This window comes from Halorussus limi (assembly GCF_023238205.1).
Classification (GTDB): domain Archaea; phylum Halobacteriota; class Halobacteria; order Halobacteriales; family Haladaptataceae; genus Halorussus; species Halorussus limi.
The window spans coordinates 2,104,637-2,128,729 of record NZ_CP096659.1 but is presented as its reverse complement, the minus strand read 5'-3'; the positions used below and the strand labels follow the sequence as shown (position 1 = coordinate 2,128,729).

The window sequence follows — 24,093 nt, the reverse complement described above, 5'->3', positions numbered from 1 at the left end:
CACGACCGTGAAAATACAGTGTTCGACGCGAGAGAATAGCCCGAAGAACCCGCACAAAGACCGAAACTGGGAGAATCGGCAGTCAGACCGTCAGTAGAACTCGCGGACGAGGTCCATCGCGCCCTCGGGCGCGCCGTCCGGGATGTCGGCCATGTTGGAGTCGAGGCCGTGGAGTTCCGAGTAGGGAACGCTCTCCTCGTTCTGGTAGAGGATGCCCTGATACTCCTTGTCGGCGTCTAGAATCTTCTCTTTGGCCGCGTCGCGGTCGGTCGGGTCGTGGTCCTCGTCGTCGAGGTCCACGATGGAGTCGCGGAAGTAGTCGTAGGTGTCCACGTCGTTGAACGTCACGCACGGCGAGAAGACGTTCACGAAGCCGAAACCGTCGTGTTCGATGGCCTTCTGGACGATTTCGGTGTGGCGCTGGGCGTCCGTGGAGAACGACTGGGCGATGAAGCTCCCGCCCGCCGAGAGGGCGAGCGCGAGGGGGTTGACCGGCGGCTGTTTCGGCCCCTCGGGGGTCGTGCTGGTCTCGAAGTCCTCGCGGGACGTCGGCGAGGCTTGACCCTTCGTCAGGCCGTAGATGCGGTTGTCCATGACCACGTAGGTCATGTCCACGTTCCGGCGGACCGCGTGGATGAAGTGGCCCGCGCCGATGGAGTAGCCGTCGCCGTCACCGCCCGCGACCATCACTTCGAGGTCGGGGTTGGCGAGTTTGACGCCCGTGCCCACGGGGAGCGCCCGGCCGTGGACGCCGTGGAGCGCGTAGCTGTGCATGTAGGTACCGATTTTGCCGGAACAACCGATGCCCGCCACGACGAAGGTGTTGTCGGGGTCGTTGCCCGTGTTCGCCAGCGCCTTCATCATGCCGTTCATCGTGCCGAAGTCCCCGCAACCCGGGCACCACGTCGGCTGCTTGTCGGATTTGAAGTCCGTGAATCTAACTTCTGAACTCATGCTGTAACCTCCTCGCTCTGGAGTTGCTCTTTGATGTCCTCTGCCAGTTCGTCCGCCTTGAACCTGACGCCGTTGTACTTGTTCACGCGCTTGACGCGCGTAAGTGCGTCGTGTTCGAGGACGTCGGCGAACTGTCCGCTCTCGTTACACTCCACGACGATGACCTCGTCGGCCGCCTCGATGTCGTCGCTGAGGTCGGGCCGCGGGAAGATGTACGGGACCGAGAGGAACCGCACGTCGATGTCCTCCTCGTCGAGGAACTCGAGGGCCTCGCGCATCGCGCCCTCGTTGGACCCCCACGAGATGACGAGGTTGTCCGAGTCCGAATCGCCGAACTCGCGGGGACTCCAGTCCTCTTGCTCTTTGGCGGTCTCGACCTTCCGGTTGCGCTTGTCCACCTGCTCGATGCGGACGTCGGTGTCCTCGGTCCGGCGACCGAGCGAGTTGTGTTCGAGACCAGTAGACATGTGAGCGGCGTTCTTCGTGCCGGGGAGCGCGCGCGGACTCACGCCGTCCGCCGTCGAGAAGTGAGGCTGGAAGCGGTCGCGCTCGTCGGTCCACGCCTCGACCTCGTCGTCGTCGACGATTTTGCCGCGGTCGATTTCGACCGCGTCCATGTCGAACGTCTCCGGTTCGAAGGTCTGCTCGGTGACGGCCATCGAGAGGTCCGCGAGCAGGAAGACCGGCGTCTGGTACTTCTCGGCGAGGTTGAACGCCTCGACGGTCTTCTGGAAACACTCGGCGACGTTCGTCGGCGCGAGGACGAACCGCGGAATCTCGCCGTGGCCGCCGTACAGCGTCATGTTGAGGTCGCCCTGCTCCTGCTTGGTCGGCATCCCCGTGGAGGGACCCGAGCGCATCACGTCGGCGATGACCAGCGGCGTCTCGCTGGTCGCAACGAGACCGAACGTCTCGGTCATCAGGTCGATGCCCGGTCCGGAGGTCGCGGTCATCGAGCGCGCGCCGGCGCGGGCCGCGCCCAGCGCCATGTTGATGGCCGAGAGTTCGTCCTCGGCCTGCACGACTTCGCCGCCGAACTGTTCGATGCGGCCCGTGAGATACTCCATCACGTCGGTCGCGGGGGTGATGGGATACCCGGCGTAGAACCGGCAACCGGCCGCGATTGCGCCCATCCCGATGGCTTGGTCGCCGTTCAGGAGGACGTAGTCGTTGTCGGTGGTGTCGAGGTCGTAGTCGAACTCGTGGTCGAACTCCTCGGCCACGAACTCCTGGCCCTTCCGGGCGGCCTCCTTGTTGTTGGAGACGATGGACTCGCCCTTGCTGCCGAACTTCTTCTCCAGCGCGGAGTCGAGGTTCTCGATGGGGAAGTTGGTCACTTCGCAGGCCGCGCCCAGCGCGACGATGTTCTGCATGATGGCACCGCCCGCCTCCTCGGCGAGACGCTGGAGGGGAACCGAGAGCCCGGTCATTTCGCCCGGAATCTCGATGTCCTCCATCTCGGTGCGCTCACCGTCGTAGATGATGACGCTGTCGTCGTGGAGTTCGTCGAGGTTCTCGTCGATGGTGCGCTCGGTCAGCGCCACGAGGATGTCGAGGCGGTCCACGACGCTCTCGACGCGGTCGGTCGAACTACGAATCTTGTACGCGGTGTAGCCTCCGCGAATCCGGGACGCGAAGTCCTTCGAAGTGAAAACGTGTCGTCCTGCGCGGGAAAGCGCTTGCGCGAAGATTTTCCCAGTAGAGTCAATCCCATCGCCGGCCTCTCCGCCGATGGCCCAGTTCAGGTCGTCTGGCATTCCTAACTAGCGGGTAATTCACGCCAAATCAAAAGCCTTCTGAAGCGCCTTTCGCGGCAATCGCTTCCGACACTGAATCGGGCGCTGAGTCGCAGACTCTTTAATCGCGCCTCGGCAAGAAACCCGCATGGACGGAACCGAAGTCGCGGTTCGCTCGGTCGAGTCGGTCGGAAGCGACACCATCGCGCTGACGCTGGAGACGCCCGGGACGTTCGACGCCCACCCGGGCCAGTTCGTCCAGTTAGCCGCGACGATAGACGGCGAGGAGGTCACGCGCCACTACACGCTCTCGTCGCCCAATGCCGACGAGACCTTCGAGACGACAGTCGAGGTGGACCCCGAGGGAACGCTCGGCCCCTACCTCGCCGACCTCGAACCCGGCGATACCGTCGAAATCGCCGGTCCGTTCGGCGACTCGTACTACGAGGGCGAGGACAGCGTCGTCGTCCTCGCGGGCGGGCCGGGCGTGGGCCCCGCGGTCGGTATCGGAGAGCGCGCGAGCGCCGACGGAGCGACCGTCACGGTGGTCTACGAGGACGACGACCCCGCCCACGAGGAGCGTCTGAGCGCCCTCGCCGACGCGGGCGCGACGGTCGTCGTGACCGACGACGTGAGCGGCGAAGACGTACTGGAGGTCCTCGCCGACGCGCAGGGCCAGACGTTCGTCTACGGCTTCGCGGACTTCCTCGACCGGGCGACCGCCGCGCTCGACGCCGCGAACGTCGACTCCGAGGACGCCAAGACCGAGAACTTCGGTCCCGCACCCGACTCGGACGCGTAACGAACGCGCCGCGGCCGAAACCGGAGAACGTATCAATTTTCGACACTACTCCGCGAATCGATGCCGACAGACATCAACGCGGAGACCGTCGAGCGCAGGACGGACCGCCTGCTCGCGGAGTACGGCGACGTTCCCGTGAAGGAACGGACGTGGGAACGCTCGCCCGAGCGGTTCGCACGGGAGGTCCGGCAGGCCGAAGACGGCTACGTCGGCGGGGCCTACGCGTGGGTCGTCCGGCGACCCGACGAGGCCACCGACCTCACCGAGTCGATGCCGCCCGAGGCCGAGGACGACCGGAAGCGCGCGCTCATGATTCTCGGCCGGGGTGCCGACCGGTGGGGATTAGCCGGCGGCGGGTTAGAGGACGGCGAGACTCACGAGGAGGCCGCGCGCCGGGAGGTCCGCGAGGAGACCGGCGTCGAGTGCGACCTGACCGACCTGTTCTTGCTCCGCCACGTCACGGTGGTCTCTGAGGGCGACTCGGAGCGCCGAATTCACTTCCTCTACGCCTTCTTCGACGCGACCTACGAGGGCGGGTCGATTACCGTTCAACCGGGCGAACTCGACGGCGCGGCGTGGTTCGCCGAACCGCCCGAGCGCCTGCTCCCCGCCAACGAGCGCCGGGCCGAGTCGTGGTCGCCCGAAGTGGACCCCGACTCGTCCGAGTAGCCCGGACGCTCGCCGTCGGCCGCGTCGCCGCTTCGACGTCCGGCCGCGTCGGTCAGTGTTCCACGAACTCTATCAGCACGCCGCCCGTCGATTTGGGGTGGAGGAAGGCGACGTCGTGACCCCACGCGCCGGGACGCGGGTCGTCGTCTATCAGTTCGACGCCGTGGTCGCGCGCGGTGTCGAGCGCCGCCCGGACGTCGCCGGTTTCGAGCGCGACGTGGTGGATGCCCGGCCCGTTCCCGTCGAGATACCGCGAGATAGTGCCGTCTTCGAGCGGTTCGAGCAACTCGAAGTAGCTCTCGCCGAACTCGAGGAAGACGACCCGGAGGCCGTCGAACTCCTCCTCGTGAGCGACCGGCGCGTCGAACAGGTCGGCGTACAGGTCCGCGAGTTCTCCCGCCTCCTCGGTGGCGATTCCGACGTGGTCGATGTGCATGTGCGCCGATATCGGGTCGGCGAGACATAGTTCTCGCGGACTCGGCCGCGGGACGAGGTCCCACACCGTCCGGAGCTTTTTCGTCGGCGGACGCGAACCCCGCGGTATGCGAGCGGTCTTCTTCGACCTCGACGGCACGCTGGTCTCGCTCCCCGACGATTTCGCGGGTGTCTTCGAGGCGGCGCTGGCCGCCCTCGGCGTCCGCGCCGACGCCGAGCGCCACGAGTACTTCACCGAGTCGTTCTTCGACTCGCTCGACGAGTGTCGCCCCGACCCCTACCGAGCGGCGATGGCCGACCTCCGCACCGAGTTCGACCTCGACCCGTCCGCCGAAGCGCTGGCCGAGCGCTACGTCGAGCGCGAAGCGGCCGCGACGGCGCTCCGGCCGGGCGCCCGCGAGGCCCTCGACTCGCTCGCGGCGACCGAGGCCGACGGGTCGGCCGCCGAAGTCGCGCTCGGCGTCCTGACCAACGGCGGCGCGCGCGGGCAGCGCCGGAAACTCGCCGTTCACGGACTCGCCGACTACTTCGACGCCGTCGTGGTCTCGGCCGAGGTCGGCGCGGCCAAGCCCGACCCGGAAATCTTCGCGGCCGCGCGGGACGCAGTTCCGGCCGACGAGTACGCCTTCGTCGCCGACGACCTCGACCGGGACGTGCGCCCCGCTCGACGCGCGGGATTCACCGGCGTCTACGTGACCGAAAACGGAGAGCCCGAACCGGTGGCCGGAGACAGCGCAGAAGGACCCGACGCAGTGGTCGGGTCGCTCCGCGAGGTCCCCGCCCTGTTCGAGTAGGGTCGGAGTCGTCCGAGCGAACCCCGCCCGAGTCGTTAGCTTCCGCTGCTGTTTCCGCCGGTGCTGTTTCCGTTACCGCCGCTGGTGCCGTTTCCGCTACCGCCTCCGCCGCCCGACTGGTGAATCTGCATCAGTTGGACCGAGAGGTTCGCGGCCCCCGGGCCCGGAATCTGGGGGACGAAGCCGGCGAACTCCTGCGCGTTGACCGGCCACCTCAGTTTGTCGTAGCCGTAGACCATGTACGGGAAGTCGAGGTAGATGCGCTCGACGGCCTTCCGGGCGAGTTGGTTGCGCTTCTCGGCCTGCATGGTCGACCGGGCGCGCGAGATGAGGTCGTCGGCCCCGGCGTCGGCGAGACCGTACCCCATCGCGTTGTTGAGTTGGGTCGTGGTGTTCTTCTGGTCGTAGCCCTCCTTCTTGGAGTGGTCGTCGGCGTTGTCGCTGTGGAAGATGTTGTAGAGCGTCCCCGTGGCGAACGGCGAGAGGTCGCTCCACCCCATCGGGTAGATGTCGAAGTCCTCCTGGGAGTACACCCGGCCGAGCATCGTGTTGAACGTCATGACCTTCGTGACGGCCGGGATGCCGAGTTTCTGCATCATGTCCACCCACCGGGCCGACATCTTGGCCAGTTTCGGCGTGTCCTTCGCGGGGTAGATGAACACCTGTAGCGGGCCGCCCTTGATTTCGGGGATGGTCTTGCCGTTGACCCGAATCTCCTCCTGCACGCCCTGTTTCTGGCGGAGCACCTGCGACTGGACCGGACCGAAACTGTAGTCGTGCTTGGCCTTCGACTGGCCGCCCGTGACGCCGGTCAGCGTGCCGGGGTACTGCTTGCCGACGTAGTTGCCCGAGTCGCCGTCGATGACCTTTCCTTCAGTCAGGAACGACTTGATGCCGTCGTAGTCCGGAACGCCCGGTTCCTTCTGGCGGAACTCGAAGGCGTTGGTCGCGGGCGATTCGAGGAGTTTGGCGTTCGGAGACGCCTTCTCCGGCCGGACCGCCGAGTACCCCGGCGGCATCACGAAGTCGCCCATGAACTCGTAGCCCTCCTGCAGGCGCTCGGTCCAGTAGTAGTCGTCGAACACCATCGAAGTCGCCTGCCGGAACGTCGCGTCGTCCAGCGGCTGTCTCCGCATGTTGTACGCGAAGTAGCCGAAGCCGGTGTCGTAGCCGGGCACCAGCTTCTGGCCCTGATTCTGCTTGACCTTCGAAATCTTCGAGACGTTGATGGTGCTGTAGACGCTGTCGATGTTCCCCCGGAGGAACGCCTGCTGGAGCGCCGAGTCGCTCCCGAATATCTTGAACCGGACCGCGTCCAGGAACGGCCCGCCCGACATCAGTTTGTTCACGTTGTCGCGCCACTTCAGGTCGCCGAGCGGGTAGTCGTCGCGGAACTCGACCTCTATCGCGGTCGATTGGGCGTATCTCGTGACCGTGCCCGGTCCCGTCCCGACCGGACCGCCGTTCTCCGTCGGCGAGTAGTCCCGGTAGCTGTCCACGTTCGACCAGATGTGCTTCGGCAGGATGGGCACCGCGAGTTGGTTGCTCGCGTAGGTCCCGATGGGCTTTTTCAGCTTCATGTGTACGTCCCAGTCGCCCGTCGAGGCCTTCTCGACCGTCTTGATTGGCTGGATGGTCGAGGCGTAGCGACCCGGCTCCTGCTCTTTCATGTAGTCGTACGTGAAAATCACGTCCTCGACGGTCAGCTTCTCGCCGTCGGTCCACGTCAGCCCCTGCCGGACGTTGAAGTACACGTCCGGTTGCGGGTTCGCCTTCCCCTCCGGCATCTCGACCGTCCAGTCGGTGTAGACGTTCGGTCGAACCTCGAACTCCACGGGGTCCACCACCGTCCCGCCGTCGTACACCATGTCCAGAATCGCCCACGAGTACGCCGACGAGGTCGAGAGCGGGTTCAACCCCTTCGGCTGCTGGCCCATCCCCATCGTGAAGATGCCGCCCTGCTGTACGTTCTGGGCCGTCGCGTCGGTAGCCTCGGTTATCGTCGCGCCTCGCTCCGTCTCGGTCTCGCTCTCCTCGGCGTCCGCCGCGCCGGGGAACGAGAGCGCCACCGCCCCCGCACCGCTTGCTTGAAGAAACTTGCGCCGACCGGTATCGAACTCTGGGTTGTCCTCACCCATGGAGGGGGCTAGCTATTCTCACACAAGAGGTGAACGGCCAACAAAGAACCTCTTTACGTCGGTTCGACCCGAGAGCGGTCGCGGCCGACGCCGGCCTCGGCCGGGTGCCGAAAGGTTGTTGTCGCGTGACTTCGACCACCCGCTAATGACCGACTGGGAGTGCGGCATCGACGGTTGCGGCGAGGCGTTCGACGACGTCGAGGAGGCCATCGTGCATCAGACGACCGACCACAAGCGCCGCGAGTGCAAGGTCTGCGGGTCGGTGGTCCCCGACGGCTACTTCGCCATCCGACACGCCTTCGACGAACACTCGCGCGCGGAGTACGTCCGGGCCTACGGCGCGAGCGCCGCGGAGGTCCGCCAGCGCGAGCGGGTCCGCGACGCCATCGAGGACGACGCCGACCTCCAGCAGGTCGTGAACCGACTCGACGAAGTCACGGGCGGTCTCTGAGGTCCGAAGTTCGGGAAACAGCAGAGGTTCGCAAAACGGTCACGGTCCCCCTGCGCCGTTCGACCCACCGCGCCACATCTTTTTAGGCTCTGACAGCCAATTCACAGCTATGTACGTCCGGGACGCGAAAAACAGGGAGGAAGTCTGGCTGTTGGACCACATCGAGGCGATGGGTCTCGACGAAACCGCGTTCCGCTCTCGCGACTACGTGGTCGCCATCGACGAGACCTCCGGCGAGAAGGCGGGGTTCGGCCGCATCCGCATCCACAAGACCGACGACCGGGAGCTCTGCGAACTCACCAGTATCGGCGTGCTGGAGGAGTGGCGCAGGCAGGGCGTCGGCGCGCACGTAATCGAGCGACTGGTCGAGCAGTCCCGCGACCACGGCTTCGACGCCGTGTTCTCGCTGACGAGCGCGACCGACTACCTCTCGCAGTTCGGCTTCCGCGGCGTCGAATCGAGCGACCTGCCCGAGAAACTCCGCGAGCGACTCGACGCCAAGCGCGAGAACATCGACCCCGACGCGGTCGGGATGGTCCTCGACGCCGACGAGTTCGTCATGCCCGACCGCCTCCGCGAGCGGTTCAAGCGCGCCCAACCCCGCGAGCAGGAACCCGAACCCGAGGAGTCCGCAGAGGACTTCGGCATCGACCCCAACAGCGCGACCTACAAGTACGACACCGGCGGGTGAGCCGGCGGGCGAAGACCGGCCGAACCGCCGCGTTAGAGCGACCAGCCGTCGCTCATCCCTCTCGACCAGTGTTCGTCGTACCGCCACACCAACTGCGAACTCCCGTCCTTCTCGAACGTCACCGAGTCGCCGACCGTCACCTCGTCGTCGGGAGCCTTCTCCGTTAGCTCGTGCCACGGATACGTCGAGACCTCGTCGCCGTGGAGTCGCCGTATCGCCAGCCGTCGGGCCGGAACCGACTCGCCGCCGGTGTGAGACATCGTCGCCGAACCCTCGGCCGGTCGGTAATCGACGGCGAACGACGCGTCGGGTTTCGCCGGAATGGTCGGTGGCTCCCGCTCGGCGTCGCCGACGGTCTCGATTTCGTCGGCCGACGAAATCGAGATGCGAAGCCGACCCGACTCCCAACTGTAGCTCCCGTCCAGCAGTCCCGTCGCCGCCACGCAGTCGCCCCGCTGGAACCAGTCCTCGTTGAACCGCTTCCATCCCGGCGGTGTGAGTTCGGCCAACCCGGTGCCGTCGTGGACCACCATCAGACCGTCGACGAACTTGACGACGACGCCCCTGATAGACACGTCTCTGTTCCGGTCGGGGTCGACGTCGTCCCACAGCGGGCCGAGTGCGTCCGCGCCCGGTTCGCACTTCGTCGAGAGCAGGCCGGCGCATCCGCTCGTCGAGATTGCTACACCGACGCTCGCCAGTACGTCGCGTCGTTTCACGTGACCGGAGAGTACGCCCGCTAGAAAAAACGGTGTCGATGTGGCTCGCCGCCTACGTCAACTGGTCGTAGTCGTAGTTCTCGGTCAGGTCGACGAGGCGGTCGAGGAACTCCTCTTCCTCTTCGAGGTTCTCGTGGAGGAGGTCGCCCGCCTCGTCCATGCCGAGTCGGTCCGCGAGTTTGGCGAGGTTGCCGTAGGTGGCTATCTCGTAGTGTTCGGTCTTTTGACCCGCGGTCACGTCGAACACGTCGATTTCTCCCTGCTCGGGGTTCGAGTCGAGGAACTCGTCGTGTTCCTCTATCATGCCCTGCGTGGCCTCGCACTCCTCGTCGCCGGGCGAGGCGTCTACCAACTCGAAGACCTGTTCGAGGCGGTCGATTTGGCCCTCGGTCTCCTGCTGGTGGTCGCGGAACGCTTGGGCTATCTCGTCGTGTTCGACTTCCTCGGCCATCTCGCCGAGCGCCTCGTCGATGCGCTGCTCGGCGTCGTAGATGTCTTTCAGTTCGTTCTCGAACAGGTGGTTGAGGGAATTCGCGCTCATAGTACAAGACAAAGAAGGCCATCGACGCGGGTAAACTCGGTGGCTCCCGTGTGAGACTGTCGCTATAAAGGTCGGGAGTCGACGGTCAATGACGCGCCGCGCTCGTCGCTCTCCCGACGAGTCGGCGTCGAACGCCGTCGAGTCGGGTCCTCACTCCGCCCAGTAGGCTTCGCCGGGTTGCTCGCGGAAGACCGCGCGCTGGAGCAGGTCCACCGCCTTCTCCAGTCCCTCGCGGGAACTGGTCAGCGCGTCCTCGTGTTCGATGGAGAGCGCGCCGTCGTAGCCCACCATGCGGAGGGTGCTCACGACGTCCTTCCAGTGTTCTTCGCCGTGGCCGTAGCCGACCGACCGGAACAGCCACGAGCGGTCCTCGACCTCGTCGTAAGAGGTCGTGTCGAGGACGCCCTTGGTGCGGGCCTCGGCGTCGTAGACCTTGGTGTCCTTGGCGTGGAAGTGGTGGATGGCGTCGCGCTCGCCCAAGAATCGGATGGCGTCGGTCACGTCGATGCCTTGCCAGTAGAGGTGCGAGGGGTCGAAGTTCGCGCCGATGTGTTCGTTGGTCTCTTCGCGCAATCGGACCATCCCCGATGGTTCGTACACCAGCATGTTGGGGTGCATCTCGATGGCGATATCGACACCGTGGTCGGCCGCGTGGGACGCGAGGTCCGACCAGTACGGGATGGCGACTTCCTCCCACTGATAGTCGTGAGCGTCCGCGTGTTCGCCCGGCCACGGCGCCGTCACCCAGTTCGGCGTCTCGTCGTTCGGACTGCCAGCAGGAAGTCCCGAGAAACACGTGACCGTGTTCACGTCCAGTTGGTCGGCGAGTTCGATAGCCTCCCGGAGTTCGGTGTCGGCCTCCTCTGCAATTTCTTCGTCGGGATGAAGCGGGTTATTGTGCGTCGCCAGCGCCGAAATGCGTAAGTCGTGTTCGTCCAGCAGGGCGAGCAGTTCCGACTGCGCCTCGTCGTCATCCAGATACTCGGCGCGCGGCAGATGGTCCTCGCCGGGGTGGCCGCCGCACCCGAGTTCGACTGCACTGACCCCGATATCGCGGAGGTATTCGGCGGTCGCTTCGAGCGATTCGTTTCCGAACGGAACGGTGAGTACTCCTACGTCCATGATTTCTGAAATCGGTGAGTGTGGTCGATTGCGTTCGCGAGTCGCTACTGGCGCGGTTTCTCGGGCGACCTTTCGGGCGCCGGGACTGCCTCGTCGCTCGACTCCGAGAGGTCGACCGCGCGACCGGTCTCGGCCGACCGGTAGATGGCGTCGATGACGCGCTGGACGGTCAGCGCCTGCTCGACGGTGTTTCGGTCGGGCGCTTCGCCGGCGCGGACCGCGTCGAAGAAGGCCCGCTGTTCGCGCTTGTGAGTGTCGTTGCTCCGGGTCTCGACCGCGGCGTCCTCGAAGTGGGCCGCGCCGGCGTCGCTCACGCGGTGGACGGTCAGGTCGCCCGTCTCACGGTCGAACGTGGCGCCGCCGTCGGTCCCCTGCGCGACGAACTCGTTGGTCGGCGGGCGGTTGGTCGCCCACGCGACTTCCAGCGAAATCGACTGGCCTTCGGCGGTCCGAATGTACGCCGAGGCGTGGTCGTCCACGTCGAAGTCGGCGTCTTCCACGTCCTCGCCGTACATTTCGAGGTAGGTGTAGTCGTCGCGGCCGCCGAACTCCGAGCGGGTGTTGCCGGTGACTTCGACGACCTCGGGGAAGTCGAGGAAGTGGAGCGCGAGGTCGATGGCGTGGACGCCGATGTCCAACAGGGCGCCGCCGCCAGCGACCGCCTTGGACGTGAACCACGACCCGCGGCCGGGGATGCCCCGGCGCCGGACCCAGTTGGCCTCGACGTGCGTGAGGTCGCCGAAGCGACCCTCGTCCTGATACGACTTGAACACCTCGACGCCGGGGCTGAACCGGTTGTTGAACCCGACCATGCAGAAGGCGTCGGCGTCGCGCGCCGCGGCGGCGATTCGCTCGGCGCTGTCGAGCGTGTTGGCCAGCGGTTTCTCCAAGAGAACGTCGACGCCGGACTCCAAGGCCTCGACGGCGTACTCCTCGTGGAACTTGTTCGGGGTGGTGACGATGGCCGCGTCGATGCCCTCGTCGTAGAGGGCGTCGAAGGTCTCGAACGTGGGAACGTCGTAGGCCGCCTCGAAGCGGTCGCGGGCGTCGGCGCTGATGTCGACGCCGCCGACGAGTCGCCCCGGCGTGTCCGCTATGCGTTCCGCGTGGTGATGGCCGATGCCACCCAGTCCGACGATACCGACTCGAATCGAATGTTGTGAAGCGTCTCTCGTCATTTGTTCTCGGTTTCGTGTCGAAATATTGTTAGCTAGAGTCTATCAGTAGAGCTGCTGTTCGCGCTGCTCGCGCTCCTCCTCGCGGGACTCGTCGCGCCGACGCGCCCGCCAGTTGGCGGCCAGGCGGGCGGCGGCGGGGAGAAACTTGTTCTTGCAGTCGAGCGCGAACGACACGATGCCGTACGCCCAGAAGAAGAACAGGAGCGTGCCCGCGCCGAAGTACACCAGCGCCGCCTCCGACATGGTCAGTCGTCCCCCTCCGCCGGGGTCGCCCGGTCGTCGTCCGCCGCGTCCGCCTCGTCCGCGACCAGCGAGTGCGTGATGGCCTCGCCGGTGTCGGTGTCGAAGAGGTGGACGCTCTCGCGGTCGAAGACCACCTCGACCGGTTCGTCCGAGTCGATGTCGGCGTCGGGGTCGACCGACATGAGCAACTGGTCGACCTCGGCCGCCTCGCCGCCCATGGCGGTGTCGTCGCCGGTCTCGCCGGTTTCGAGGTAGACGAATATCTCGTCGCCCATCGGTTCCAGCACGTCGGTCCTCGCGTCGAGCGGGTCGGTCTGGTGGGCGACCTGCCCCGCGACGTCCGCGAGATGCACGTCCTCGGGTCGGATTCCGAGCGTGACCCGGTCGCCCGGTTCGACGCCGACCGCCTCGGGGTCGAACGCCACGTCGAAGTCGGGCGTCGAGAGGCCCGCGGACGTGACCTCCCCCTCGACGAAGTTCATGGAGGGCGACCCGATGAACCCCGCGACGAACAGATTCGCCGGCTCGTTGTAGCAGACGAGCGGCGGGGCAATCTGTTGGAGTTCGCCGCCGTCGATGATGGCGATGCGGTCGGACATCGTCATCGCCTCGGCCTGGTCGTGGGTCACGTAGATGATGGTGGTGTCCAGTTCTTTGTGGAGGCGCTGGAGTTCCGTCCGCATGTGAACCCGCAACTTCGCGTCGAGGTTCGCCAGCGGTTCGTCCATCAGGAACACTTCGGGTTCCCGGACGATTGCGCGGGCGATGGCGACGCGCTGGCGCTGCCCGCCCGACATCTCGTCGGGCATGCGGTCCAACATCCCCTCCAACTGGACGATGTCGGAGGCGCGCTCGACCCGCCGGTCTATCTCCTCTTTCGGGTAGTCCCGAAGTCGGAGCCCGAAGCTGATGTTGTCGTAGACGTCCATGTGGGGGAACAGCGCGATGTTCTGGAACACCATCGCGATTCCCCTGTCCTTCGGCGGCAGGTCTGTTACCTCGCGGTCCGCGATGGAGATGGTGCCGGACGTCGGTTTCGTGAGTCCGGCGATGGTCTCCAGCGTGGTCGATTTGCCACACCCCGAGGGGCCGACCAAGGTGACGAACTCGCCGTCCTCGATGTCGAGGTTCATGTCGTTCACCGCGACGACGTCTCCGTACTCCTTCGTCACGTCTTCTAAGTTTACGTCTCCCATCGTGGAATCACTCCTTGAGCGCTCCCGCGGTCAGTCCGCTCACGATTTTCTCCTGTGCGATGACGACCAACACCGCGACCGGAAGCACGCCGACGATGCTCGCGGCCGCCATCAAGTTGTACATCTGTGAGTACTGGCCCTGATACGCCAGTATGCCCTGCACGAGAGGCGCCCAGTTGTTCTGGGACGCGAAGAACTGGGCGAGTTTGGACGCGACCTGTCCGTCGTTCATCAGGAAAGAGAAGAAGAACTCGTTGTACACCGAGATGAACGTCAGCACGCCCGCCGTCGCCACTCCGGGCGCCGACAGCGGCATGATGACCCGGAACAGCGCCCCGAGTCGCGTCGTCCCCTCGATGCGCGCCGCGTCCTCCAATCCGTCCGGAATCTGCCCGTAGAACGTCGTCAGGATGAAGATGGACAGCGGCATGAACAGCGCCGTGAACGGCATCACCATCGGGGCCGGCGTGTTGTACAGGTTCGGACTCGACACCGAGACGCCGAACAGGCCGACGGTGACGTTCCCGGTGAACAGTTGGAACAGCGGCAGCAGGAACGCCGCGGGCGGGAAGTACGACACCGCCAGTATCAGCAGCATCAGCGGCCGCCGCCCGGGGAAGTCGAGTCTGCCGAACACGTAGCCCGCGAGGCTGGCGATGACCAGCACGATGGCGGTCGTAGTGATGCCCAGCACGAAGCTGTTCAGCACGTAGATGTGCAGCGGCACCGTCTCGAAGATGGTGAGGAACGCCCCGGGGTTGAACCCGTGCGGCACCGGCGGGAAGCCGAAACTGGTGATGGCCTCGTTCGGCGTCACCGCGAGCACCAACAGCCAGTAGAACGGGAACAGCGTCGTGAACAGGAAGAACGCCGTCACGACGTAGAACATCGCGCGGTAGACGCGCTCGGGGTTCCGGATGGCCTTGGAGACCCACCGACCGAACGGCCCCTTCGAGGCGTCCGCGTCGGCGTCGATGCCGACCGTGTCCGACTGCTGGGCCATCAGACGCCACCTCCCTGCGCGTCGGCGAACTTGGCGATGTACACCGACACCGCCACCGCGATGATGCCCGCGGTGATGAACGCGATGGCCGCGGCGGTCCCGTACTGGCGCGAACTGAACGCCGAGACGACCAGACACGAGAGCGACGGCACCGTGCTACAACTCGTGACGGTCTCGATGAGACCGAAGATTCGGAGCGCGCCGATGGTGCGGAACAGCATCGCGACCAGCACCGTCGGCAGGACCAGCGGCAGGGTTATCATCGTGAACTGCTGCCACTTGCTCGCGCCCGTGACGCGGGCCACCTCGTAGAGATTGCGGTCGATGCTCTGGAGGCCCGCGAGGATGAGCAGGGCCATGAACGCAGAGGTCTTCCAGACGTCCGCGACCACGAGGATTATCATCGAGTCCACGCTGTTCGACAGCGGCGTGCTGCTGAAGACGCCCAGATTCTGGAGCGGGTCCACGAGGAACCCGATGTTGGGCTGGAACAGCAGGAAGAAGATCATCCCCTGAATCACGATGGGCACCGCCCACGGCAGGATGATGGCGACCCGGACCCACCGCCGCCCGCGGAAGTCCTGGTCGAGGACCAGCGCCTGTCCGAAGCCGATGACCGTCTCGAAGAAGACGCTCACGATGGTGAAGATGAACGTCACCGTCAGCGCCGCCGTGAACGGGTTCGCGATGCCGTGGACGAACGGGAACTGGCCGTTCCACACCACGGTCGGCAACAGCGGCCGTACCAGCAGGGCCGACCGCTGCCCGGTGAGCAACTCGACGTAGTTGGTCAACCCGACGAACTCGCCGACGGTGCCGGTACCGACGAGTTGGTCGGCGTGGAGCGAGAGTTCGAACGTCCTGATCAGGGGCCAGAACGCGATGACGCCGAGGATGAGCAACGCCGGGGTCAGCAGCAGGTACGCGAACGCCGCGTCGCCGAGGTTCTCCATCCAGCGGACGGCGCGGACGTACGGGCCGCTCCGACGGCTCTCGCGCTCGAAGTCGTCTGTCGAATGGTCAGTCGCCATTGTGTGACCTCGTGGCTCAGACGCTGTCCTCTATCTGCTTGATGGTGCTCTTGAGGTTCGTCATGGCCTTCTTCGGGGGCTTCTGTCCGGAGACAGTGGCGTTGGCCGCCTGCGCGATTTTGCTGCGCTCTTGGGGCCACGCGACCGTCACCGGTCGGGGAATCGCGTTCTCGCCAGCGAGGCGGAACGTCTCCATGTATCGGCCCATGATGGGGATGTTCTTCGCGGTGTCCGAATCCAGCATCGACGGTCGCGGCGGCATCCAGCCGATTTCCTCGAGGAGGTTGAACTGGACTTGCTTGTTCGTCATCGCCTTGAGGACCTCCAGCGCGGCCTCCTTCTTCGTCGTGTTCGGGTTGACCGCGGTGTGCCAGCCGCCGAGCGCGGCGGTCGCGCCGCCGGTTCCCTCGTACTTGGCCTCCTCCGGAGAGACGCCGTGCGGGATGGGCATGACGCCGAGGTCCTTGCCCAGCGCGTCCTCGGCACCGCTGATGTTGACGGCGTACGGCCAGTTGCGATGCATCACGGCGTTGCCGTTCGTGAACGGTTTCCGCGACGGCTCCTCGGACCACTGGAGGACGGACTGCGGCGAGATGTTACCCGTGACGCCGTCGAGACCGTGTTTGTCGCTCTCGCCGTTGACGAACGTCCGGAGCATGCGGAGCGAATCGACGACCGGTTTCTCGTCGACCGTGATGGGTCGGTCGCCGACCGGCCCGAACAGGTTGTCGAGACCGCCGAAGTAAGTGCCGCCGTAGCTCGACAGGAACTCGTTGAAGGTACAGCACGACAGGCCCGCGTAGGACTTGAACTGGAACGTGAACCCGTAGTCCACGTCGCTCTGTTTCTTCACGTCGGCGGTAATCTTCGAGAAGCGCTTCCACTTCATCGAGGAGGTGGACCATCCGGAGGTGTCGTATCCGGCGTCCTGCACGAGGTCCTTCCGGTACTGCATCGTCGGGAAGTCGGGGTACATCGGAATCGCGAACAGGTCGTCGTTCGGCCCCTTCGCGGTGCCGACGCTCGCGCTGAAGTACTCGTCCTCGACCATCTTGGCCGTGTCCGGAATCTCCTTGCTCAGGTTGAGCAGTTGGTCGCGCACGATGAACGGGAGCGTCCAACCGTTGTCCATCATCAGCAGCGAGGGCTTCTTGCGACCCGAGGACAGCCACTGGGTGTACTTGTTCTGTCGCTTGTTCGTAATGTCTGAACCGGCGATGGGTTCGACTTCGATGTCCTTCGAGAGGCCCGCGTTGTGGAGCCACTTGTTGAACTTCGATTTGACCGCCTTCAGGTCGGCGTCGGTGGCTATCTGGACCGTCGTCTTGCCACCGCCGTCGCCCGACGAGGTAGTCGTCGCGGTCGAGTCGCCGCCGTTACCGCCCGTACAACCCGCGAGACTCAGGGCCGTACCGGTCGCTCCGGCCGCTTCGACGAAGCGTCGTCGTGAAACTGAACTAACTCGGCTGGTGGATTGGTCGTCCGCCATAGGTAGAGTTACACAAACACGGGGGATAAATAATTTTGGTCTCTTTACTACAAGTGTTGTAGCCGTACGTGGATGATAGTACGCATATTGTCACATGCAAAACTACTTTGACATATCAAAAGGGTTTCCTTTCATTCGAAACGAAATGCTTTGCCCCGCGTCCGCCGGAAACTGAGGCCGGTTTCGGTCTCGCGCGCGGTCCGATCGAGTCGCGCGCGGTCCGACGGACGCCCTCCCGCGCGACCGGGACAATCCGCCAATCGTTAAGACCGGGCCGCCCGTCAGTCTACACAATGTTCGACGCCGACGACCTCGAAGAGATACGCGAGGCGCGCGAGGAGTGGGAGGAGGAGACGGTCGGTCCCACGGTCGAGCGGTTCGGCGAGCGCAAGGAGGAGTTCACGACCGACACGGGCGGCCAAGAGGTAAAGCGCCTCTACACCCCGGACGACGTGGCCGACCTCGACTACGAGGAGGACCTGAGCTTCCCCGGCGAGGAACCCTACACCCGTGGACCGTACTCCACGATGCACCGCGGGCGACTCTGGACGATGCGTCAGTACGCCGGGTTCGGGACGCCCGAGGAGACCAACGAGCGATTCGAGTACCTCATCGAGAACGGGTCGTCGGGGCTCTCGATGGCGTTCGACCTGCCGACCCAGATGGGCTACGACTCCGACGCCGACATGGCCGCGGGCGAGGTCGGCAAGTCCGGCGTCGCCATCGACTCGCTCGACGACATGGAGACGGTCTTCGACGGTATCCCGCTCGACGAGGTGTCCACGTCGATGACCATCAACGCGCCGGCGTCGGTTCTACTGGCGATGTACATCGCGGTCGGCGACAAACAGGGCGTCGATAGGGCGGAGCTTCGGGGAACCATCCAGAACGACCTCCTCAAGGAGTACATCGCGCGGAACACCTACATCTACCCGCCCGAACCCTCGATGCGCATCATCACGGACATCTTCGAGTTCTGCGCCGAGGAGACCCCGAAGTTCAACACCATCTCCATCTCGGGCTACCACGTCCGGGAGGCGGGCGCGACGGCCGCACAGGAACTAGCGTTCACGCTCGGTAACGGCATCGAGTACGTCGAGGCCGCGATGGACGCCGGACTCGACGTGGACGACTTCGCGCCTCAGCTATCCTTCTTCTTCAACGCTCACAACAACATTTTGGAGGAGGTCGCCAAGTTCCGGGCGGCCCGCCGGATGTGGGCGAAGATTATGGAGGAACGGTTCGGCGCGGAGAACCCCAAGTCCAAGCAACTGAAGTTCCACACCCAGACCGCCGGGTCGACCCTGACCGCCCAGCAGGTGGACAACAACATCGTCCGCGTGGCGTATCAGGCGCTCGCGGCGGTCCTCGGCGGGACCCAGAGCCTCCACACCAACGGGAAGGACGAGGCGCTCGCGCTCCCCACCGAGGAGAGCGTCCGGACCGCCCTGCGGACCCAGCAGATTCTGGCCCACGAGTCGGGCGCGGCCGACACCATCGACCCGCTCGCGGGGAGTTACTACGTCGAGAGCCTGACCGACGGCGTCGAGGAGGACGCCTTCGACATCCTCGACACGGTGGACGAGAAGGGCGGCATGTTGCAGGCCATCGAGGACCAGTGGGTCCAGCGCCAGATTCAGGACGTGGCCTACGAGCGCCAGCGCGAAATCGAGGAGAAAGAGCGCGTCATCGTCGGCGTCAACGAGTTCGAGGTGGACGAGGACCCCGAGGTCGACATTCAGGAAGTGACCGAGGAGGACGAACAGCGCCAGATAGACCGCCTGAACGACGTGAAAGACGACCGCGACGACGAGGAGGTCGAGGCGAAACTCGACGCCCTCCGGGAGGCCGCCGAGGGCGACGGCAACGTGATGCCGTACATCGTGGACGCCGTGAAGGCCTACGCGACGGTCGGCGAAATCTGCGGCGTGATGCGCGACGTGTTCGGGGAGTACAAGCCCGGCGCGGCGGTGTGAGTCGGCCGCCACGACCGCTCGTCAGCCCATTTCTCGCCGACCCTCGACGTTCAGCATCGCCGCGTACATGTGTAGCGCCGGCAGCACCGTCCCTATCGGCCCGCGGTTGAACGTCTCGAACAGTTCCCGCAGTTCGCTCACCGCCTCGTCGTCCACACCCCACGAGCGCAGGTCGTCTGGCGAGAGTCGGGGCGCGTACGGAATCGAATCGACAAACGCGTCCGTCTCCTCGTCCGCGCGCTCGCAGGCCCGGTCGAACGCCGCCGACTCCAGCGTCGGTTCGAGGTCGTCCCACGCGGTCCGGAGGTACGGGGGCCACTGCGCGAGACACCGGTAGATGCTCGGCAGATTGTCGTCTAGTCCGTGGAACGTCCGGATTCGCTCGACGGTGTCGCCCAACTCGTCGGGAGGCGCGTCCACCATCGTTGGCGAGACCCCGCGGTCACGGTCGAGCCACGAGGGCAGAGGTTGGGTCGCCCCCGCGTCGTCGACCTCCGCCGAACCGACCGATTCGTCTTGCAACGACCGGTCTACCACCTCGAACAGCGCGGCGAGACGCGGGGCGACCACGTCGAAGGTCGCCACTTGTCCACGGAGTTCGCGGAACTCGGCGGGGCGCAGGTCGAGGTCGGCGCGGCGGTACGCCGGAAGTTCGGAGCCGTCCGAATCGTGTTCGTCTTCGGCTTCCGCTTTGACCGCCGAAAGAACCTCGTCGCGGTACGCGACCGAGTACCTGCCGAAGGCTCGCGTCTCGAACGTGGGCTTGACCTGCCCCCAGAGATACCGCGTGAAGTCCGGGTCGTTGGCCATCAGCGTCCGGAATATCCAGTTGACCACCGGCGCGCGTAGCGTCGCCTGGATATCGTCGTACACGCCGCGCTGTCGCCCGGTCGCGTCGCTCTCGTACAGTTGCCTGTCGGTGTCCATAGAGCGTGTGCGACGAGCAGGTTCATCAGGTTCCCGGCCTCGGCTTTCGGAGAGTCGCAGGCGACCGCTAGAACGACGAAACCCCCGATTCAGAGCCACTCGACCAACTCGTCCACGTCCGCTTCCGAATTGAAGACGTGAACCGACGCCCGGACCGCGTTCTCCGGAAAGGGGAGCGACCGAATCCGAACCCCGTCGTCGGCCAGTTCCTCCACGAACGCCTCGGGGTCGGGGTCGTCGATTGCGAACGTGACGAGACCCGACTCGTACTCGCGCGGACTCAGCAGGCGCGCAGTTTCGGAGTTCACGATACCCTCCTTGAGCCGGTCGGTTAGGTCTTCGACACGGCTCTGAATCGCCTGGTACCCCACGCTCTCGATGGTCTCGATGGCTTCCGACAGGCCCGCGTACGGCGCGGGCGAGACCGTCCCGACCTCCAGTCGGTGAGCGCCGGGTTCGTAGGCGTACTCTTCGGCGTTGGGGTCCTCGACGCTCCGGTAGCCGATGTGGGCCGGGTCGAGGTGCGTCTCCGCGCCCGGAGCGACGTGGACGAATCCCGCGCCGAAGGGACCGAGCAGCCACTTGTGGCCCGCGCCAGCCACGAAGTCAGCGCCCCACTCGCGCACGTCCACCGGCATCTGGCCGGGGCACTGGACGGCGTCCACGAGGACCAGCGCGCCCGCGTCGTGGGCCGTCTCGACTATCTCGCGGACGGGCAGGCGCGTGCCGTGACTCCACGTCAGCGAACTCAGACAGACGAGTTTCGCGTCGCGCACGGCGGACTTCGTCTCGTCCGTATCGAGGCGTCCCCCGTCGCTCTCGACCACCTCGACTTCGACGCCCCGGCGCTTCAGGCGCTTCCACGGCAGGATTCCGGAGGAGTGTTCGAGGTCGGTCCGAACCACGGTGTCGCCCCGCTCCCAGTCGAGGGCGGCGGCGATGCGATTGATGCCGTCGGTCGTGCTCTGGGTGAGCGCGATTTCGTCGCTGTCCACGTCGAAGTGGCTCGCTATCGTCTCGCGGGTCTCGTCGAACACGTCGAACGCGGCGGGGTACATCCCCTCCGCGGCGGGCGACTCGTACTCGTGGCACTCGACGCAGGACTCGACGGCCTCGACCACGTTCGTCGGACTCGGCCCCGCGGCCCCGGTGTTCAGATAAATCGTGCGGTCGAGCGCGGGCATCGCGGCCCGGAGTTCGGTGGGAGTCACGCCTGCTGCCACGACGGAGAGCGGGATAAATGTCACCGGCGAACGGCTATAGAACCGCTTCCCATAGATTGGAAACACCGCTACGGGCGGGGCGTTCCCATCGTTGCCCCCTCACGGCCGGTCGTCCAGACGCCGCCGGGCGTACATCAGCGGCACGCCCGCGATGCCTGAGACCGCGAGCAGGAACAGGACCAGCACTCCGGCCCACAGAAGCAGTCCCAACTCCCAGACGAACAGCGCCCAGAGAGCCCAGAGGAGAACCGTGAACGCCGCCGTCAGCAGTCCGACGGCCCCGCCGACGAGGTACGAACGGGCGTCCCGTCGCTCGACCACCGCCCACCAGACGACGACCCCGACGACCGGAATCGGCCCCGCGAGTACGAGCGCCGGGAAGTCGGTCGGCGCCGCCAGTACGCTCGCCACCGTGCGGGCGACGGGTCCGAGGAGCAACAGCAGGACGGTGCCACAGAGGAAGGCGTAGGCGCCCGCGTACATCGACCACTTCGCCGCGGGGGCGAGTCCGGACGCGGGCCGGGGACCGGCAGTATCCATGGTCGAGTTACCGAGGCGTTAGACATAATTTTTGGCGTCGCAGTCTGTGTCCGAACGGGGTGAGTACGCTCGGTCTACGGGAAACCCCCTCGGGGACCACCGTCGTCGCTACGACTGCCGGTAGATGAGATTGCGCTGAATCTCGTTGGCCCCTTCGTACACGACCGGGATGCGCACGTCGCGGTACACCCGCGCGATGCGGCGGTCGGTCAGAATCGAGCGCCCGCCGTGGAACTGCATCCCCTGTTCGGCGCAGTCGGTCGCGACCTCGGTCGCCTTCGTCTTGGCCATCGCGGCCCACAGGCCCGCGTTGTCCCCGTCGCGGACCTTCTCGGCGGCGCGGTAGGTCAGCGCGCGGGCCGACTCGAACTCCATGCGCATGTCGGCGAGGCCGTGCTGGACCGCCTGAAAGTCCGAAATCGTGCGCCCGAACCCCTCGCGGTCGTGGACGAACTCCCACGCCTCCTCGATGGCGGCCGCGGCGAGACCGAGACCGTGCCCGGCCACGACCGTCCGGCCGTGGTTGAAGAACTCCGCGAGGAGCATGAAGCCAGCGCCCTCGTAGCCCACCAGATTCTCGTCGGGAATCCGGCAGTCGTCGAAGACGATGTGGGCCTGCTTGCTCGCTCGCATCCCCATCTTCTCGGGGATGTGTTCGGCGTCGTACCCCTCGATGTCGGTCGGCACGATGAACAGCGAGTGGTTGCCGTAGCGGTTGTCCGGGTCGTCGCCGGTCCGGGCGTAGACGGTGAGCCAGTCGCCCTCGACGCCGTTCCCTATCCAGTACTTCTCGCCGTTCAGCACCCACTCGTCGGTCTCCTCGTCTCTCTCCGCCGTGGTCTGCATCCCCGACAGGTCGCTTCCCGTGTCGGGTTCCGAGACGGCGAGGCCGGTTATCTGGTCGCCCTCGGCGACCGGTCGGAGGTACTCCTCTTTCTGCTCTTCGGTCCCGTGTTCCTCTACGATTTCCGCGCCGAAACTGGCGAGTTGGAGCGTGAGCGCGATGCCGGCGTCGGCGCGGAACCACTCCTCGGCCAGCGCGAGCATCTGGACCACGTCGAGGCCGCGGCCGCCCCACTCCTCGCCGATGTCCTGAGCGACGAGTCCGGCGTCCTGACCGGCTTGGAGGATGTCCTCGGGATACTCGGCCTCGCGGAAGCACTCCTCGGCGTTAGGCGCGATGCGTTCCTCGGCGAACTCTCGCGCTTCGTGCTTGACTTCGCGGGCGTACTCCGGAACGATATCGTCTGCGAGGAGTTCCATACGGACGGAAAGGACTCCGAGAGGATATACTTCGGGGCTGACGCGAGGGGCGCGGATGGCCGCGTGCTGGGAGTCGGGGCAAAGCGGTCCCCCGGATTCGACGTCAGCGTTGCGCCACCTCGGTCGTCGTTCTGCTTTCCCAACCAACGTTCTAGAAATCAGAATCGTTAACCGCCGGGTGTAGCAATCGTCAGGTAGTCGTGACAGAGGGCGAGTCGTTCCGCGTCGACATGCACGCCAAAGTGCTCGACCAGCGAGTGGTCGAGCGAGCGAAGGCCAGAGGTCTGGACGCGCTGGTGTACGCGCCCCACTTCAAGCGCCTCCCGGACGTCCGTGAGGAGGCCGAGCAGTACTCGGACGAGGACCTGCTCGTGGTGCCCGCCCGCGAGGTATTCACCGGGAGTTGGCGCAATCGCAAGCACCTGCTCGTCCTCGGACTGGACGAACCGGTCCCGGACTTCGTCTCCTTCGACGACGCGATGGACGAGTTCGAGCGACAGGGCGCGGCGGTCCTCGCGCCCCACCCCGAGTTCCTCAACGTCAGCGTCTCGCGCGAGGACCTCGCCGCGTACGCCGACCGCATCGACGCCGTGGAGACGTACAACCCGAAACACTGGCCTCACCAGAACGAGCGCGCCCGGTCCATCGCCGCCGAGTTCGACCTGCCGTCGTTCACCTCCTCGTACGCCCACCTCCGGAGTACGGTCGGCGAGGCGTGGACCGAGTTCGACCGAGCGCTCGACTCGGCCGCCGAACTGGTCGCCGCGCTCAAGGAGGGCGCGCCGCGCAGAATCGTCCGCCGGTCGGGGTGGCGACACGAACTCCGGTGCGCCGCGGAGTTCGCCCACCTCGGGTGGGAGAACTCCTACGAGAAGATAGACCGCCTCTTTCTCTCGGGGACGGAACCGACTCACCCCGACCACATCGCCTACGACGACCGGTTCGACGGCGTGTACTAGAGTCGCGTCCGGC

24 protein-coding genes are annotated in these 24,093 nt (G+C 65.7%); 7 read left to right on the top strand and 17 right to left on the bottom strand.

Features of this window, described 5'->3' with window-relative positions; all coding sequences use genetic code 11:
• Window positions 1–90: 90 nt before the first annotated feature.
• Together M0R89_RS10955 and M0R89_RS10950 are read right to left on the bottom strand one after the other, a co-directional pair.
• Window positions 91–954, bottom strand: coding sequence for a 2-oxoacid:ferredoxin oxidoreductase subunit beta (locus M0R89_RS10955; protein ID WP_248649127.1), 864 nt, complete (start codon window positions 952–954; stop codon window positions 91–93).
• Complete coding sequence (locus M0R89_RS10950) at window positions 951–2,711, bottom strand: 2-oxoacid:acceptor oxidoreductase subunit alpha (protein WP_248649126.1); 1,761 nt, start codon at window positions 2,709–2,711, stop codon at window positions 951–953. Before M0R89_RS10950 ends, M0R89_RS10955 begins: the two co-directional genes overlap by 4 nt.
• Window positions 2,712–2,838: 127 nt before the next feature.
• Here M0R89_RS10950 and M0R89_RS10945 point away from each other — a divergent pair, with 127 nt between their 5' ends.
• Window positions 2,839–3,492 (top strand): FAD-dependent oxidoreductase, encoded by a 654-nt coding sequence (locus M0R89_RS10945; RefSeq protein ID WP_248649125.1) that lies wholly within the window; start codon window positions 2,839–2,841, stop codon window positions 3,490–3,492.
• A gap of 60 nt (window positions 3,493–3,552) precedes the next feature.
• Window positions 3,553–4,161: an NUDIX hydrolase gene (locus M0R89_RS10940; RefSeq protein WP_248649124.1), complete on the top strand. Its 609-nt coding sequence runs from the start codon at window positions 3,553–3,555 to the stop codon at window positions 4,159–4,161.
• Between the two features lie 52 nt (window positions 4,162–4,213).
• On the opposite strand, the gene mce is transcribed toward M0R89_RS10940, so the two are convergent.
• On the bottom strand, window positions 4,214–4,597 hold the full coding sequence (gene mce / locus M0R89_RS10935) for a methylmalonyl-CoA epimerase (protein ID WP_248649123.1): 384 nt from the start codon (window positions 4,595–4,597) through the stop codon (window positions 4,214–4,216).
• A gap of 106 nt (window positions 4,598–4,703) precedes the next feature.
• Here mce and M0R89_RS10930 point away from each other — a divergent pair, with 106 nt between their 5' ends.
• The gene (locus M0R89_RS10930) at window positions 4,704–5,390 is read left to right on the top strand and encodes an HAD family hydrolase (RefSeq protein WP_248649122.1); all 687 of its coding nucleotides are present in this window, start codon (window positions 4,704–4,706) and stop codon (window positions 5,388–5,390) included.
• Window positions 5,391–5,425: 35 nt separating this feature from the next.
• On the opposite strand, the gene M0R89_RS10925 is transcribed toward M0R89_RS10930, so the two are convergent.
• Entirely contained in the window at window positions 5,426–7,528 is a 2,103-nt protein-coding gene (locus tag M0R89_RS10925; RefSeq protein WP_248649121.1) for an ABC transporter substrate-binding protein, read from the bottom strand.
• 145 nt (window positions 7,529–7,673) lie between these two features.
• Here M0R89_RS10925 and M0R89_RS10920 point away from each other — a divergent pair, with 145 nt between their 5' ends.
• A complete protein-coding gene (locus M0R89_RS10920; protein WP_248649120.1) occupies window positions 7,674–7,979 on the top strand; it encodes a DUF7565 family protein in 306 nt (101 codons plus the stop codon).
• 109 nt (window positions 7,980–8,088) lie between these two features.
• A complete protein-coding gene (locus M0R89_RS10915; RefSeq protein ID WP_248649119.1) occupies window positions 8,089–8,670 on the top strand; it encodes a GNAT family N-acetyltransferase in 582 nt (193 codons plus the stop codon).
• A gap of 32 nt (window positions 8,671–8,702) precedes the next feature.
• On the opposite strand, the gene M0R89_RS10910 is transcribed toward M0R89_RS10915, so the two are convergent.
• The 9 genes from M0R89_RS10910 to M0R89_RS10870 all read right to left on the bottom strand — a co-directional run bounded on the left by M0R89_RS10910 (window position 8,703) and on the right by M0R89_RS10870 (window position 17,192).
• A complete protein-coding gene (locus M0R89_RS10910) occupies window positions 8,703–9,389 on the bottom strand; it encodes a hypothetical protein (RefSeq protein WP_248649118.1) in 687 nt (228 codons plus the stop codon).
• Window positions 9,390–9,441: 52 nt separating this feature from the next.
• On the bottom strand, window positions 9,442–9,930 hold the full coding sequence (locus M0R89_RS10905) for a YciE/YciF ferroxidase family protein (RefSeq protein ID WP_248649117.1): 489 nt from the start codon (window positions 9,928–9,930) through the stop codon (window positions 9,442–9,444).
• 150 nt (window positions 9,931–10,080) lie between these two features.
• Complete coding sequence (locus tag M0R89_RS10900) at window positions 10,081–11,052, bottom strand: sugar phosphate isomerase/epimerase family protein (protein WP_248649116.1); 972 nt, start codon at window positions 11,050–11,052, stop codon at window positions 10,081–10,083.
• A 44-nt stretch (window positions 11,053–11,096) separates the two neighbouring features.
• Window positions 11,097–12,230 (bottom strand): Gfo/Idh/MocA family protein, encoded by a 1,134-nt coding sequence (locus M0R89_RS10895; protein ID WP_248649115.1) that lies wholly within the window; start codon window positions 12,228–12,230, stop codon window positions 11,097–11,099.
• 42 nt (window positions 12,231–12,272) lie between these two features.
• Window positions 12,273–12,473, bottom strand: a complete 201-nt coding sequence (locus M0R89_RS10890; protein WP_248649114.1) for a DUF8005 family protein — start codon at window positions 12,471–12,473, stop codon at window positions 12,273–12,275.
• A gap of 2 nt (window positions 12,474–12,475) precedes the next feature.
• Entirely contained in the window at window positions 12,476–13,669 is a 1,194-nt protein-coding gene (locus M0R89_RS10885) for an ABC transporter ATP-binding protein (RefSeq protein WP_248649113.1), read from the bottom strand.
• Window positions 13,670–13,676: 7 nt separating this feature from the next.
• Window positions 13,677–14,672, bottom strand: a complete 996-nt coding sequence (locus M0R89_RS10880) for a carbohydrate ABC transporter permease (RefSeq protein WP_248649112.1) — start codon at window positions 14,670–14,672, stop codon at window positions 13,677–13,679.
• Window positions 14,672–15,703 carry a carbohydrate ABC transporter permease gene (locus tag M0R89_RS10875; protein ID WP_248649111.1) on the bottom strand — a complete coding sequence of 344 codons (1,032 nt, stop codon included), beginning with the start codon at window positions 15,701–15,703 and terminating at the stop codon, window positions 14,672–14,674. Before M0R89_RS10875 ends, M0R89_RS10880 begins: the two co-directional genes overlap by 1 nt.
• A 16-nt stretch (window positions 15,704–15,719) precedes the next feature.
• On the bottom strand, window positions 15,720–17,192 hold the full coding sequence (locus tag M0R89_RS10870) for an extracellular solute-binding protein (RefSeq protein WP_248649110.1): 1,473 nt from the start codon (window positions 17,190–17,192) through the stop codon (window positions 15,720–15,722).
• 293 nt (window positions 17,193–17,485) lie between these two features.
• On the opposite strand from M0R89_RS10870, the gene M0R89_RS10865 reads away from it, so the two are divergent.
• The gene (locus tag M0R89_RS10865) at window positions 17,486–19,168 is read left to right on the top strand and encodes an acyl-CoA mutase large subunit family protein (RefSeq protein ID WP_248649109.1); all 1,683 of its coding nucleotides are present in this window, start codon (window positions 17,486–17,488) and stop codon (window positions 19,166–19,168) included.
• Between the two features lie 21 nt (window positions 19,169–19,189).
• Here the strand turns inward: M0R89_RS10865 and M0R89_RS10860 are convergent, their stop codons facing one another.
• The 4 genes from M0R89_RS10860 to M0R89_RS10845 form a co-directional block, all read right to left on the bottom strand.
• Window positions 19,190–20,095 carry a halocarboxylic acid dehydrogenase DehI family protein gene (locus M0R89_RS10860; protein WP_248649108.1) on the bottom strand — a complete coding sequence of 302 codons (906 nt, stop codon included), beginning with the start codon at window positions 20,093–20,095 and terminating at the stop codon, window positions 19,190–19,192.
• A gap of 89 nt (window positions 20,096–20,184) precedes the next feature.
• On the bottom strand, window positions 20,185–21,306 hold the full coding sequence (locus M0R89_RS10855) for an aminotransferase class V-fold PLP-dependent enzyme (protein ID WP_248649107.1): 1,122 nt from the start codon (window positions 21,304–21,306) through the stop codon (window positions 20,185–20,187).
• Window positions 21,307–21,417: 111 nt separating this feature from the next.
• A complete protein-coding gene (locus M0R89_RS10850) occupies window positions 21,418–21,858 on the bottom strand; it encodes a hypothetical protein (RefSeq protein WP_248649106.1) in 441 nt (146 codons plus the stop codon).
• Between the two features lie 108 nt (window positions 21,859–21,966).
• The gene (locus M0R89_RS10845) at window positions 21,967–23,121 is read right to left on the bottom strand and encodes an acyl-CoA dehydrogenase family protein (protein WP_248649105.1); all 1,155 of its coding nucleotides are present in this window, start codon (window positions 23,119–23,121) and stop codon (window positions 21,967–21,969) included.
• Between the two features lie 200 nt (window positions 23,122–23,321).
• Between M0R89_RS10845 and M0R89_RS10840 the strand changes: the two genes are divergently transcribed.
• The gene (locus M0R89_RS10840) at window positions 23,322–24,080 is read left to right on the top strand and encodes a PHP-associated domain-containing protein (protein ID WP_248649104.1); all 759 of its coding nucleotides are present in this window, start codon (window positions 23,322–23,324) and stop codon (window positions 24,078–24,080) included.
• Window positions 24,081–24,093 lie beyond the last annotated feature (13 nt).